The organism is Sulfolobus acidocaldarius SUSAZ (assembly GCA_000508305.1).
GTDB lineage: Archaea > Thermoproteota > Thermoprotei_A > Sulfolobales > Sulfolobaceae > Sulfolobus > Sulfolobus acidocaldarius_A.
The window spans coordinates 429,135-441,419 of the sequence record CP006977.1 but is presented as its reverse complement, the minus strand read 5'-3'; the positions used below and the strand labels follow the sequence as shown (position 1 = coordinate 441,419).

The 12,285-nt window shown below is 35.6% G+C and carries 23 protein-coding genes and 2 tRNA genes; 24 read left to right on the top strand and 1 reads right to left on the bottom strand.

What is annotated here, in order from left to right:
• Window position 1: 1 nt before the first annotated feature.
• The 22 genes from SUSAZ_02655 to SUSAZ_02550 all read left to right on the top strand — a co-directional run bounded on the left by SUSAZ_02655 (window position 2) and on the right by SUSAZ_02550 (window position 11,259).
• Window positions 2-418 (top strand): 50S ribosomal protein L14, encoded by a 417-nt coding sequence (locus SUSAZ_02655; GenBank protein ID AHC50993.1) that lies wholly within the window; start codon window positions 2-4, stop codon window positions 416-418.
• 1 nt (window position 419) lies between these two features.
• Window positions 420-824: a 50S ribosomal protein L24 gene (locus tag SUSAZ_02650; GenBank protein ID AHC50992.1), complete on the top strand. Its 405-nt coding sequence runs from the start codon at window positions 420-422 to the stop codon at window positions 822-824.
• 1 nt (window position 825) lies between these two features.
• Window positions 826-1,560, top strand: a complete 735-nt coding sequence (locus SUSAZ_02645; GenBank protein AHC50991.1) for a 30S ribosomal protein S4 — start codon at window positions 826-828, stop codon at window positions 1,558-1,560.
• Window positions 1,557-2,093 carry a 50S ribosomal protein L5 gene (locus SUSAZ_02640; protein AHC50990.1) on the top strand — a complete coding sequence of 179 codons (537 nt, stop codon included), beginning with the start codon at window positions 1,557-1,559 and terminating at the stop codon, window positions 2,091-2,093. Before SUSAZ_02645 ends, SUSAZ_02640 begins: the two co-directional genes overlap by 4 nt.
• Window positions 2,094-2,097: 4 nt before the next feature.
• Entirely contained in the window at window positions 2,098-2,262 is a 165-nt protein-coding gene (gene rps14P, locus SUSAZ_02635) for a 30S ribosomal protein S14 (protein AHC50989.1), read from the top strand.
• A gap of 6 nt (window positions 2,263-2,268) precedes the next feature.
• Window positions 2,269-2,670, top strand: coding sequence for a 30S ribosomal protein S8 (locus SUSAZ_02630; protein ID AHC50988.1), 402 nt, complete (start codon window positions 2,269-2,271; stop codon window positions 2,668-2,670).
• A 14-nt stretch (window positions 2,671-2,684) separates the two neighbouring features.
• Complete coding sequence (locus tag SUSAZ_02625) at window positions 2,685-3,245, top strand: 50S ribosomal protein L6 (protein ID AHC50987.1); 561 nt, start codon at window positions 2,685-2,687, stop codon at window positions 3,243-3,245.
• On the top strand, window positions 3,229-3,624 hold the full coding sequence (locus SUSAZ_02620) for a 50S ribosomal protein L32 (protein ID AHC50986.1): 396 nt from the start codon (window positions 3,229-3,231) through the stop codon (window positions 3,622-3,624). The genes SUSAZ_02625 and SUSAZ_02620 overlap by 17 nt, the downstream gene beginning before the upstream one ends.
• A gap of 5 nt (window positions 3,625-3,629) precedes the next feature.
• Window positions 3,630-4,082, top strand: coding sequence for a 50S ribosomal protein L19 (gene rpl19e, locus SUSAZ_02615; GenBank protein ID AHC50985.1), 453 nt, complete (start codon window positions 3,630-3,632; stop codon window positions 4,080-4,082).
• Window positions 4,083-4,085: 3 nt separating this feature from the next.
• Window positions 4,086-4,679: a 50S ribosomal protein L18 gene (locus tag SUSAZ_02610; GenBank protein ID AHC50984.1), complete on the top strand. Its 594-nt coding sequence runs from the start codon at window positions 4,086-4,088 to the stop codon at window positions 4,677-4,679.
• A 1-nt stretch (window position 4,680) separates the two neighbouring features.
• The gene (locus SUSAZ_02605; protein ID AHC50983.1) at window positions 4,681-5,325 is read left to right on the top strand and encodes a 30S ribosomal protein S5; all 645 of its coding nucleotides are present in this window, start codon (window positions 4,681-4,683) and stop codon (window positions 5,323-5,325) included.
• Window positions 5,322-5,792: a 50S ribosomal protein L30 gene (locus tag SUSAZ_02600; protein ID AHC50982.1), complete on the top strand. Its 471-nt coding sequence runs from the start codon at window positions 5,322-5,324 to the stop codon at window positions 5,790-5,792. Before SUSAZ_02605 ends, SUSAZ_02600 begins: the two co-directional genes overlap by 4 nt.
• Before the next feature lies 1 nt (window position 5,793).
• Entirely contained in the window at window positions 5,794-6,228 is a 435-nt protein-coding gene (locus SUSAZ_02595; protein AHC50981.1) for a 50S ribosomal protein L15, read from the top strand.
• Between the two features lie 16 nt (window positions 6,229-6,244).
• On the top strand, window positions 6,245-7,636 hold the full coding sequence (locus tag SUSAZ_02590) for a preprotein translocase subunit SecY (protein ID AHC50980.1): 1,392 nt from the start codon (window positions 6,245-6,247) through the stop codon (window positions 7,634-7,636).
• 3 nt (window positions 7,637-7,639) lie between these two features.
• The gene (locus SUSAZ_02585) at window positions 7,640-8,224 is read left to right on the top strand and encodes an adenylate kinase (GenBank protein ID AHC50979.1); all 585 of its coding nucleotides are present in this window, start codon (window positions 7,640-7,642) and stop codon (window positions 8,222-8,224) included.
• Window positions 8,225-8,238: 14 nt separating this feature from the next.
• Window positions 8,239-8,673: a hypothetical protein gene (locus SUSAZ_02580; GenBank protein ID AHC50978.1), complete on the top strand. Its 435-nt coding sequence runs from the start codon at window positions 8,239-8,241 to the stop codon at window positions 8,671-8,673.
• Between the two features lie 22 nt (window positions 8,674-8,695).
• Entirely contained in the window at window positions 8,696-8,959 is a 264-nt protein-coding gene (rpl34e, locus tag SUSAZ_02575; GenBank protein AHC50977.1) for a 50S ribosomal protein L34, read from the top strand.
• Complete coding sequence (locus tag SUSAZ_02570; GenBank protein AHC50976.1) at window positions 8,956-9,504, top strand: cytidylate kinase; 549 nt, start codon at window positions 8,956-8,958, stop codon at window positions 9,502-9,504. Before rpl34e ends, SUSAZ_02570 begins: the two co-directional genes overlap by 4 nt.
• Before the next feature lie 28 nt (window positions 9,505-9,532).
• Window positions 9,533-9,769, top strand: a complete 237-nt coding sequence (locus tag SUSAZ_02565) for a hypothetical protein (protein ID AHC50975.1) — start codon at window positions 9,533-9,535, stop codon at window positions 9,767-9,769.
• Window positions 9,770-10,552 (top strand): hypothetical protein, encoded by a 783-nt coding sequence (locus SUSAZ_02560; GenBank protein AHC50974.1) that lies wholly within the window; start codon window positions 9,770-9,772, stop codon window positions 10,550-10,552.
• Between the two features lie 15 nt (window positions 10,553-10,567).
• The gene (locus SUSAZ_02555; protein AHC50973.1) at window positions 10,568-10,726 is read left to right on the top strand and encodes a hypothetical protein; all 159 of its coding nucleotides are present in this window, start codon (window positions 10,568-10,570) and stop codon (window positions 10,724-10,726) included.
• A 113-nt stretch (window positions 10,727-10,839) separates the two neighbouring features.
• Entirely contained in the window at window positions 10,840-11,259 is a 420-nt protein-coding gene (locus tag SUSAZ_02550; protein ID AHC50972.1) for an archease, read from the top strand.
• Here the strand turns inward: SUSAZ_02550 and SUSAZ_02545 are convergent.
• Window positions 11,236-11,769 carry a peptidase M54 gene (locus tag SUSAZ_02545; protein AHC50971.1) on the bottom strand — a complete coding sequence of 178 codons (534 nt, stop codon included), beginning with the start codon at window positions 11,767-11,769 and terminating at the stop codon, window positions 11,236-11,238. The genes SUSAZ_02550 and SUSAZ_02545 overlap by 24 nt on opposite strands.
• Window positions 11,770-11,955: 186 nt before the next feature.
• Between SUSAZ_02545 and SUSAZ_02540 the strand changes: the two genes are divergently transcribed.
• Window positions 11,956-12,047: transfer RNA gene (locus tag SUSAZ_02540), tRNA-Phe, on the top strand.
• A 115-nt stretch (window positions 12,048-12,162) separates the two neighbouring features.
• Window positions 12,163-12,253: transfer RNA gene (locus SUSAZ_02535), tRNA-Gly, on the top strand.
• Window positions 12,254-12,285: the final 32 nt, after the last annotated feature.

Genomic DNA, 12,285 nt, shown 5'->3' with positions numbered 1-12,285 from the left:
CATGCCAGAAAAAATGAATGTTTTAGGTAGCAGGAAAGGGTTTACCCCTGCTCTACAGCATAATAGTAGTGTAGTTGTTGCTGATAATAGTGGAGCTAAAGAGGCTGTAATTATTGGTATTTATGGGTATAGGGGTGTTCTCAGGAGAGTTCCTTTTGCTAATATAGCAGATTTAGTGATGGTATCAGTAAGGAAGGGTTCTCCCGATGTTAGAAAACAGAAGTTTAAGGCTGTAATAGTAAGACAAAGAATGCCCTTTAGGAGACCAGATGGTACATGGATATCATTTGAGGATAATGCAGTTGTGATTATAAATCCTGATGGTACTCCTAAAGGAACTGAGGTTAGAGGTCCTATAGCTAGGGAAGCTGCTGAGAGATGGCCTAAAATAGCTAGTGTAGCAACTATGGTGATATGAAATGATATCCTCTAAGCCATCAAAACAAAGGAAATTAGTTTACAATTTGCCTAATCATTTGAGGTATAAGTTACTTACAGCAAAGCTAAGTGAGGATTTGGAGAAGCAATATGGTATTAAAAGAATATCCATAAGAAAAGGCGATAGTGTTAAGCTTATGCGTGGTTCTCAAGTAGGTTATGAAGGTAAAGTGGTAGAGGTAGATAGGAAAAGGGGAAGGGTAGCTATAGAAGGGTTAACGAAGAAGAAAGCAGACGGTACTCCAGTATATGTGTGGGTTCACGCTTCTAAAGTCATTATAACAAAACTAGACACAGGTGATAAAGAGAGAATGGATGCAATTGAGAGGAAGAGGAAGATGAGGGAAGAATATTTTAGTAAAAAATCACCTAAAGAGGTGAGCTAATTTGGTTCACATAACGAGATTTGAAGCCCCTTGGTTCCTGAAGGTTGGAAAGAAAGAATATAAATGGATAATTAGGTCTAGGGCTGGTCCGCATAAAATACAGGAAAGTGTACCATTGGCTATATTATTAAAATATTATTTGAAAGCAGTAGATACTACCAAAGAGGCAAAAAGAATAATATTTGACGGAAAGGTTTTAGTTGATGGAAAAGTAAGAAGGGACTACAAGTACCCTGTTGGTCTTATGGATGTTGTAGAGATTCCCAGTGCAGATTTGAGAGTGAGGATTATACCAGATAACGTCAGATATTTAACTACTATAAATATATCAAGAGAAGATGCGAAGTATAAGTTTGCACGAATAATCAACAAGACTACCTTGAAATCTGGAGTTTTACAATTAAATCTAGAAGATGGGAGAAATATTCTTTTGAAAGAAGAGGAGTTGTCTCAATATAACTTACCTACATTAACAACGCTAAAGATAGAATTACCGGAACAAAAGATCACTACGACATATACAATCAAGGAAGGAGTATACGCAATGATTATTGGAGGAAGAAACGCAGGTTTACATGGTAAAATTTCGAAGATTCAGCTGGCCAAGTATAAAAGAATAAAGTATACATTAGTGACTTTAGAGGGTAAAGATGGCTCAACTTTCCAGACTAACTTAATTAATGTTATGGCAATAGGTGAAAATGAGGCTGATCCAAATTTAGGTGTTAAGTTATGAGTGTGCAGGAAGCCAAGAAAGAAAATGTGATGAGAAGAGTAGTTTTAGATAAAGTGACTGTTAATATAGGAGTAGGTGAATCCGGAGAGAGACTGCAGAAGGCATATCAGCTTGTACAGGAGTTAACTGGCGTAAAACCAGTCTATACTAAGGGCAGAAAGTCTATAAGAGAATTTGGAGTTAGAAAAGGGGCTCCTATAGGAGTGAAGGCGACTTTAAGGAGGCAAGCAGCTGTTGAGTTTCTTAAAAAGGTTTTGCCGGCGGTAAATTTCAGATTGAAGCAATCTAGCTTTGACAATTACGGAAATGTAAGTTTTGGAATTGCGGAGCATGTCTTAATACCGGGAACTAGATATGATCCGGAGATAGGAATATTCGGAATGGATATAGCAATAACATTAGTGAGACCTGGTTATAGAACTATGAAAAGGAAAAGAAAGAAAGCGGCAATTCCTAGAAGACATAGAGTTACTAAAGAAGAAGCAATAAACTTCATGAAGGAAAACTTTAATGTCACAATTTTGGAGGGATGATGAAATGGGAAAATATAAACCACCAGCGGAAAGGAGATTTGGAAAGGGAGTTCAACTTTGCAAGAGATGTGGCAGTAGAGATTCAGTTATTCAAAAGTATGGTTTATATTTATGTAGACAATGCTTTAGAGAAGTGGCATATCCTATGGGGTTTAGAAAAACGAGGTGATATGTGGTGCCTAGTATAAATCCTTTAGCAAACGCATTAGCAACATTATACAATAATGAGATGAGAAGAAACAAGCAAGCCCTAATTACTCCGGCTTCAAAGCTGATAATAAGTGTTCTAAGAGTTATGCAAAAAGAGGGCTATATTGGTGAGTTTGAGTATATTGATGATGGTAGGGCGGGTAAGATAATTGTTCAATTATTAGGTAGAATAAATAAGTGTGGTCCCATATCTCCCAGGTACCCACTGGATTACAATGGATTATTGAGATTACCTGATTACATTAGAAAGTATTTGCCGTCCAAAGAGATTGGTATTATAATTATTTCAACACCCAAGGGTGTTATGTCACATCGTGATGGAATAAGGGAGAAAATAGGTGGAGTAACCTTAGGTTACGTTTATTAGCAGGGGTGAAGTGTTTGAAGGCTGCCTATATTCGTGAGGAAATTCAAGTCCCAGATAAAGTAAAAGTCTCACTAGAGAATAACGTTCTTAAAGTTAAAGGGCCAAAAGGGGAAGTTGTTAAGGACTTCAGTTATGCGAAGGGCATAAGAATTCAGCTTAATGAGGGAAAGATTATATTAGAGACTACATTTGCTGATAGAAGAAAGAAGGCTTTGCTTTATAGCGTAATTGCTCATATAAGGAACATGATTACAGGTACTATAAACGGTTATAGATATTATCTCAAAGTAATTTCAACTCACTTTCCAATATCAGTAAAAGTTAGTGGAGATGAAGTACAGGTCTCAAATTTAATAGGCGAGAAAAATATTAGACGAGCCAAGATTCTTCCTGGTGTAAAGGTAACTGTAAAAGGAGAAGATATAGTTGTTGAAGGTTCCGATATATACAATGTTGCCCAGACAGCTGCCAATATAGAATCCTCTACAAAAATAGTAGGTTATGATAGAAGAATATTCTCAGATGGTATTTATATTTACAAAAAAGAGGTGGTAGGACTTGACGAATCAGACTAATGTGACTAAACGAACTAAGAAAAATATGAAATCTCCTGGAAAGACGATAGAATTCCTCAGATTTGACTGGGATAAGTATTATAGAATAGGTAGACAAGAGAGATGGAGAAAGCCTAGAGGAATAGATAATGCTATAAGACTTGAGCTGAAAGGATATCAGCCAAAGGTAAAAATAGGGTATAGGACTGATAAGCAAATTAGAGGCTTACATCCATCAGGTTTGAGGCCTGTTTTGGTAAAAAGTGTAAAGGATTTAGAGGCATTCGCTAAAGGCAAGCAGGATGTGATAATCATAATAAGTTCAACAATAGGTTTAAGAAAGAGGATTGAGTTAATTAAGAAGGCTGAGGAGTTGGGCCTTAAGATCGCAAATAGGTGAAGGACATGCCTGAGTTTCAGTTACAAAGAAGATTAGCCGCAGATATAGCTGGAGTAGGATTAAATAACGTAAAGTTTAATCCTGAAAGATTAGAAGAAGTTGAAGAGGCATTAACGAGAGAAGATATTAAAAAGCTCATCAAAGAAAGGGCTGTTATAGTAAATCCTAAGAGAGGAATAAGTAGTGGTAGGTTAAAGGAAAGGAAAAATAAAAGAAGGTCTAAGGGTGAAGGAAGAAAACATGGAAGCCGAAAAGGTAAAAGAGGTGCTAGGACAGGCGACAAGGAGATTTGGATTAAAAAGATAAGAAAGATTCGTAGATATATAAGGTGGCTAAGGGATAATAACGTAATAGATAAGCATATGTATAGGTTACTTTATAAGAGAGCGAAAGGTAACTATTTTAAGAACCTTTCGGATGTGAAAAGTTATCTGAGGCAGATGGGTCATAAGGTGTAACAGATGGCACAGGGACCTAATTATAGGATAAAGTTTAGAAGGAGAAGAGAAGGGAAAACAGACTATTATACGAGATATACTTATGTTATTAATAATGCAATAAGATTTGTTCCCAGGTTAACTAACAAGTACGTAATAGTCAGTGTGAGTAAGTTTGATCAAAAAGGAGATATAATGATAGCGTATGCTCACTCTATAGAGCTAGTAAAGAAATATGGTTGGAAAGGGGATACTAATAATACACCTGCAGCATATCTTACTGGTTATCTTGCAGGATTAAGGGCCGTTAAATCTGGTGTAAAAACTGCTGTTTCAGACATTGGCTTATTTGTACCTGTAAAAGGAGGAAGGATATTTGCAGTGATTAAAGGTGCAATAGACGCGGGCTTAAAGATTCCTGTTGGCGATTTAGGTAAATTGAAAGAAAGAGTTAATGGCAGCCATATATCTGCCTATGCTCAAAAATTGAAAAATGAGAACCAAGAATTATATAATAAGCTCTTCAGTTCATATATTCAGAAGGGTCTTGATCCTGTTTTACTTCCTCAGCACTTTGAGGAAGTGTTAAATAAGATTAAGGAAAAGGGTGGTAATTGAGATGTCAGAGGAAGTTCCTGTTATCAAATTAGAGGATTGGAAGCCAAGAACTAAAGTAGGACAGCTTATCAAAGAAGGGAAAATTAATTCTATGAAGGAGTTATTCGAAAGGAATCTACCCATAGTGGAGCCTGAAATAGTTGATGTGTTATTGCCTAAGTTGAGATATGATATTGTGGATATTGGTATTGTTCAGAAACAGACTGATGCCGGTGAATTATCAAGATATAAGGTTCTAATAGTGATGGGTAATATGGACGGATATATTAGTTATGGAACAGGTAAGGCGAAGCAGTTACGTGTGGCTATTCAAAAGGCTATAAGAGATGCCAAAATGAGAATTATACCAGTAAGAAGAGGATGTGGAAGCTGGGAGTGCACTTGTGGTGAGTCTCATAGTTTACCATTTATAGTTTCAGGAAAAGCTGGAAGTGTAGAAGTCACCTTACTTCCTGCTCCAAAGGGCACTGGATTAGTGGTTGGATCTGTTCTCAAAACTTTCTTATCTTTAGCAGGTCTAAAGGATGTTTGGTCTAGGACTAAAGGGTCAACATATACGCATGAAAATTTCATAAAGGCGGCCTACATTGCATTATACAATACATATAGATTCGTAACACCTGTAGATTGGGGGAGAATGAAGTGAATGAACTGATAGGAGTAATTAGGATAAGAGGTTGGGCTGCAACTCCCTGGTATATTCAAGATACACTGAGTATGCTGAGGTTAAAGAATGCATTTAATGCGATGATATATCCTAAAGATTCATCTATACAAGGTATGCTAAATTTAGTTTCGTCATACGTTACATGGGGAGAGCTTAATGACGAAGGATTACGTTTATTGGTATCTAAGCTGGAGATCTCTAAAGGTAAGAAAGTTAATGAAGAGTATGTAAAGGATAAACTAAATGTAGATTTTCAAAGCTTCGTAGAGAGTATAAAAGACGGTAAGCTTAGATTGAACAAGCTTAACGAAACATTTAGTCTACCTATAAGGCTTCATCCACCTAAGGGTGGATTTAAAGGTAAAGTAAGCAGACCTTTTAGAGCTGGAGGAGAGTTTGGATATAGAGGAGATAAAATTAATGAGCTGATTAGGAGGATGGTATGATATGGTAGTAAGAAAAGAGAAGAAGAGCAGGAAATATAGGGGTTATAGAAATCATGGTTGGGGAACCAAGGGTCAGCACAGAGATAGAGGCGCTCAGGGAGGTAGGCAAATTGGAATGCATAAGGAGAAGTGGTCATGGACAGTAAAGTTTGGAGAGGGCTGGTATGGTAAGCATGGATTTAGGAATCCAACCTCGAAGTTGGTTAATGCTATTGGTCTTAGAAAGTTACAAGAGTACATAGATAATGATAAAATTAAAATAGAAGAAGAAAATGGTAAGAAGGTAATTGATTTAGCCAAATATGGCTACGATAAATTGTTAGGAGGAGGCACTTTAAGGTTACCGCTAGTTATAAAAGTCGCTAAGGCCACTGAAAAAGCTAAAGAAAGAGTGAAAGAAATCGGAGGAGAAATTATATTAACCTCAAGTGAATAGGCTTTTTTAGATTATAATGGGTTTCATGGACTTTCTAGCCAAGATGGGAGAAAACCTTCCAGCGGTTACTAAACCAAAAGATAAGCCTACATTAACTAGAAAACTTTTATGGACATTTATAGGATTGATAGTATACTTGTTGATGGCTTCAATTCCTTTATATGGTGTTACCTCTTCTAATTCTTTTCTAAGTAACTTTTTAGCACAACAGATAATTTTTGCCTCATCACAGGGTACACTTGCGCAACTGGGAATAGGTCCTGTAATTACTTCAGGTTTAATAATGCAGATACTAGTTGGTTCTAAACTAATAAATGTAGATTTAACAACTCAAGAAGGGAAATCTAAATTTACACAGGCAGAAAAAGCATTGGCGCTAATTTTTATTATAGTTGAGTCTTCTTTATTTGGATATGTTTTTACTAGGGCTACAAGTAATATATTACTACCTATAATAGTGGTTGTCCAGCTAATAATTGCAAGCTACATTATACTCTTGCTTGACGAGATGATACAAAAAGGCTGGGGACTAGGATCTGGTGTAAGTTTGTTCATAATGGCAGGAATTATGAAAGTAATATTTTGGAATATGTTTGGAATAGTCTCCGTACAGAGTCAGAACTTACCTGTAGGTTTCTTCCCTGTATTAGTAAGTTATATCACATCGGGAAGGAACTTACAAGAAATAGTCCTAAATACAAGCTCTACAACTCCATATCAACCAGATTTAATTGGTTTAATAGCTACTATTGGTTTAACTATCCTGATAGTGTATTTGGTTAATACTAACATTTACATCCCCGTTACAACTCAAAGATTAAGGGGAATAAGAACAACAGTTCCATTGAACTTTCTTTATGTAAGTAGCATACCTGTTATATTTGTAAGCGTGTTAGGTGCTGATATTCAGCTTTTTGCATCCTTAGCAAATTCCATTTCAAATTCAGCTTCAGGAATACTTACAGATATTGCTAATGCATTTTTCTTTCCGCCACAGGGTGTTCCTCATAGTGTATATGCTTTAGTAGTAGATCCCGTAGGAGCGGCAATATATGCTGCAGTATTTATTGTTCTTTCAATAGTTTTCGGTATGTTATGGATAGATGTTGCAGGATTAGATCCTAAGACACAGGCTGAGCAAATGATTAGATCTGGTATAGAAATACCTGGGATGAGAACTAATTCAAAGATAATCGAGGGAATATTAAGTAAGTATATATATGCATTGGGCTTCTTTAGTTCTTTAATTGTAGGTTTAATTGCTGTGATAGCAACTTTCCTAGGTACTTATGGTACAGGTGTAGGTCTATTGTTAGCTATTACCATAGCTATGCAGTACTATAACTTGTTAGCGTACGAGAGAACATTAGAGATGTATCCATTGTTAAAGAGAATTGTGGGTGAGTAAGGTATGAAAATTGGTATTGTAACTGGAATTCCTGGCGTAGGGAAAAGTACTGTCTTGGCTAAAGTTAAAGAGATATTGGATAATCAAAGTATAAATAACAAGATCATAAATTATGGAGATTTTATGTTAGCAACAGCATTAAAGTTAGGCTATGCTAAAGACAGAGACGAAATGAGGAAATTATCTGTTGAAAAGCAGAAGAAATTGCAGATTGATGCGGCTAAAGGTATAGCTGAAGAGGCAAGAGTAGGTGGAGACGGATATCTGTTCATAGACACGCATGCTGTGATACGTACACCTTCTGGATATTTACCTGGCTTACCGTCATATGTAATTACAGAAATAAATCCATCTGTTATCTTTTTATTGGAAGCTGATCCTAAGATAATATTATCAAGGCAAAAGAGAGATACAACAAGGAATAGAAATGATTATAGCGACGAATCAGTTATATTAGAAACCATAAACTTCGCTAGATATGCAGCTACTGCTTCTGCAGTATTAGCCGGTTCTACTGTTAAGGTAATTATAAACGTGGAAGGAGATCCTAGTATAGCAGCTAATGAGATAATAAGATCTATGAAGTAATTGTGTGAACTTCTATGATAACAATTTTTTACATAATTGGTATATCTTTCGTTTTAAACATGATGGTCTATTTGGCATATAGGTTTTATCTTCAATCGAGGATGAAGAGTACTATTGAATATATTAAGAAGTATGAACAAAGAATTTCTTCCATTTCTTCTCCTAAAAGGAGAAATAAAGCTATGAAGAGTGTTTCAAAAGAATTAAACGTATACGAATCTAAGCTTCGTGGCTATATGTTTATGCAATCTATGCTTATGATGGCTACTTACATAGTGGGTTTATTCCTTATTTTATATTTGATAGTGCCACCATATGTATATTTTCCCTATGAGTCACCATTAACAGCTGCTGTAGGTGGTAAACCAGCTATAAGTACATTGATCGTCTACATAGTATCATTTTTGGTATTTACCCCTCTATCGCTGAGAAGACCAAAGCTTATTTAAGCTATAATCTGAACATTTTATTATGCCTACGCCACAACAAAGATCAGGGTCTTTTAGGAAAGTCTTTGTTAAGTTACCTTCTGGGAAATCAACAATACATTATGAAAGAAGAAAGGGCAATATTGCACGCTGTGGTATGTGTAAGAAACCATTAAACGGTGTGAAAAATAATTATACGCATAAATATAGCAAGACAGAGAAAAGACCAGAAAGGGTTTATGGTGGATATCTATGCCATAAATGCCTAGAATCTCTAATTAAAATGACTATAAGAGGGATTTCATGAAAATTATAATAAGTGGTCCGCCTGGTAGCGGTAAATCATCTGTAGCAAAAATATTATCATCAAAGCTTTCAATTAAATACGTATCAGCGGGTTTAATTTTTAGAGACTTAGCTAAGCGGATGAATATAGATATTGTAAAATTAAATAAGTTGGCTGAGGACGATTTTGAAATAGATAAAAAAATAGATTTAGAGATGTTCAAATTAATTAAAAGCCAAGACAATGTAATAATCGAGTCCCACATAGGGGGTTGGCTATTTCATAACTTATCTGATCTCTCTATATATTTGAGGGCTCCTTTAGATGTTAGAACCAAGAGAATAGCTAGCAGAGATCATATTTCTGAAGACGAGGCAATAATTCAAATTATAAAACGTGAGAGGAGTCACAGAGAAAGGTTTTTGAGATATTATGGTATAGACATATTAGACTTGTCGGTTTTCGACCTAGTAATAAATACAAGCTATCTATTACCGGAGGATGTGGCAGATATCATATTAGGAGTTATCTCACGTAAAAACTTACACTCGGCTCTGTCCCATTGATTTATTGAATATTTATCCTGAATGATAAATGACCCTTGTAACCTTTATTGAAAATTTAACAAGTACAGTTACAGAGATAGGTTGGAGTTTATTTATATTGGCATGGGCTATAGGTTGGGCTCTTAGAGGATCGCCTATACCTATTTTCAGGATAAAAAGAGGAGGACAAGACTTATTAGAAGATGCTATAATAGCTGCGTTCTTCCTCGCTATAGGAAGTACGATATTCTATCTAATATCTTATATAGCTTCTCAGGTGTCATGAATGCTAAATCCGTTTCAACTTTTATTTTATTCACAGTTATTAGCGTCATTGACTTATTTTATTGGTGCTACAATTTACGCATTACCAGTACCTGTATATGGTGTAAAAAAATGGGCACCTAAATTGATTACTGACTCAATTTACGTAGTTGTATGGAATTCTATATATCTAGGTGTGCTATTGTTCCTTGGGGAATTACTCTCTCTTCTCGGTGTTACCTGGGACGGCTATTTTAGTTGGTTAAATAATATTCTGTATATAGAACAATCCCTCTATCTAATGGTTAAAACAATATTGACTGCCAGTAATGCAGTACCTGAAGTTTCAGCTTTAATTCAAGTAGTACCGTTTGGTGCTCTTTTAACTGTAATCACTTCTGCACTAACATTTACTACAACGCTTATAGCGGTCTCTAAAATAGTATATCAATACGTGGCTGTGTTTATTGCGACAGGAGTATTATTTTTGTCCATACCATTTAGAATAGGAAGAAGTGTAGGTGGTGCCTTTATAGGAAGTGGTATAGTCTTTTATGTAGGTTTACCATATTTGCCTCAATTTCTAGCAGCTTTCCAAATGCTCCCTACACAAGAATTGAATACTCCTCCACAGAATGCTAGTGCAATTATCGATTATTATGTACACGTAGTACCATCTATCATTACATCTCTCATAATAGGTCCCGTTATTTATATTTTTATACTAGTAGGCTTTAGTATGGGCGTTGCTAGTCTAGTATCAGGCTATGGTAGTAGATTACCATTAATAATTGACGTATTTTAAGAGACGGTGAGAACAATGAAGTCTTATCTTTTAGTCAGTATATTGTTACTTTTAAATTCAATATTAGTATATATTTACACTAAAAACATTCAAATTTTAGTAAGTGGTATAACTGTAGCTGTTATAATTTATATAGTCGTAAAAATTATCTTTGAGCGGTTTGTTCACCAGTAGAAGCTTTTTTCTTAGCTTCTTTCTTTACTTCCTTTGTCATAAATAATGTTGTTCTTTGTCTTCCACCCATATTTCCTCGATAATGTTAAATGCATATAAAGTTTATATAATTTATGACTCGTTTCGAGTTCTTTGATCACACTGCAGATATAGGAATAATAGCATATGGTAGAAGTTTAGAGGAGGCATTCGAAAGTGCAGCACTGGCCGTTTTTGAAGTTATGACTGATACGAGTAAAATAGAATATAAGGTGGAGGTAGAGATAGAGGAGATCGGTTCTGATTTAGAGAACTTATTATATAAATGGATAGAAAGTTTACTTGTATATTATGATTCAGATTTACTTTTATTTGGTAAATTTAAAGTTAATATAGACTTAAACACTATGACCCTTAAGGGTAAAGCATATGGTGAAAAGTTCAATCCTGAAAAACATGAAAGGAGAACTGTAGTGAAAGCAATGACATATCATGAGATGCTGATAAGTCAGAACGATGGAACTTATATTTTAAGATTTGTTGTTGATATTTAACTTGTCGGAACACGATGTGCAAAAGTATTTGCTTTTTTTATCTACATCCTCTACTGAAACACTGAAGTTCATAACACATGCCTTATTATTACAATGACCTAATCCTAAGGTATGACCTAATTCATGTGTAACTTCCTTTAAAGTTCTCTCTATATATAGACTTGAGTTAATTACTCTACCATAAAATTCCTCCTTTAATCTGGATAGAAAAACTAAACCATATTTTTTTGTAGAAAGGCCAAAGACAAAATTAAGACCATCTGAAAAACCATCTGCTTCTCCTATACCTATAATCGCATCATAAGGGTATCTCTCAAAGGCTAGTTTAACTAACTGTAATAATTTATCAGCATTATACTGCCATCTTTCCCAATTAAATAACTCAGCATTCAAATGAAAAATTTCCTCATTTACTTCAACCTCAAATCCCATATTCATTAAATGTGTTCTTACACTATTTACTATCAGATTATCTAGGTTGGTAAGTCTAATTAGCAAAACTTTATACACGCTGAGCACCTAGAATCTGGTTAAAAAGGTATTCAAATAATTACTTAAAAAATTAGTGTAGGGGCCTCTGGAGACCCTATTTCACTGTAATCCCATGATTAGGGAATCTCTATAGGGTGTCGCCCGACCCCTTAAGATAAAATAATAACCAATAAACCTATAAAGTCATATGTAAATAATAATTATGCCGCCGTAGCTCAGCCCGGGAGAGCGCCCGGCTGAAGTTTTTAATACTCGCAGTGACCGGGTTGTCCGGGGTTCAAGTCCCCGCGGCGGCATCACGGCTTATACTTTATTACATACTTATTTCAGTATTTCCAGCGGTCATCATCTATCATGCGACCCTCTTTTCATCATTAAAGGTTAAATAGGCTTGAAAAAGATATTAATATTGCGGCCGTCGTCTAGTCTGGATTAGGACGCTGGCCTCCCATTCTTTAGAGTGGAAAGCCAGCAATCCCGGGTTCGAATCCCGGCGGCCGCAATTATACTTCTCTAGATGGGATAAGGGTATTT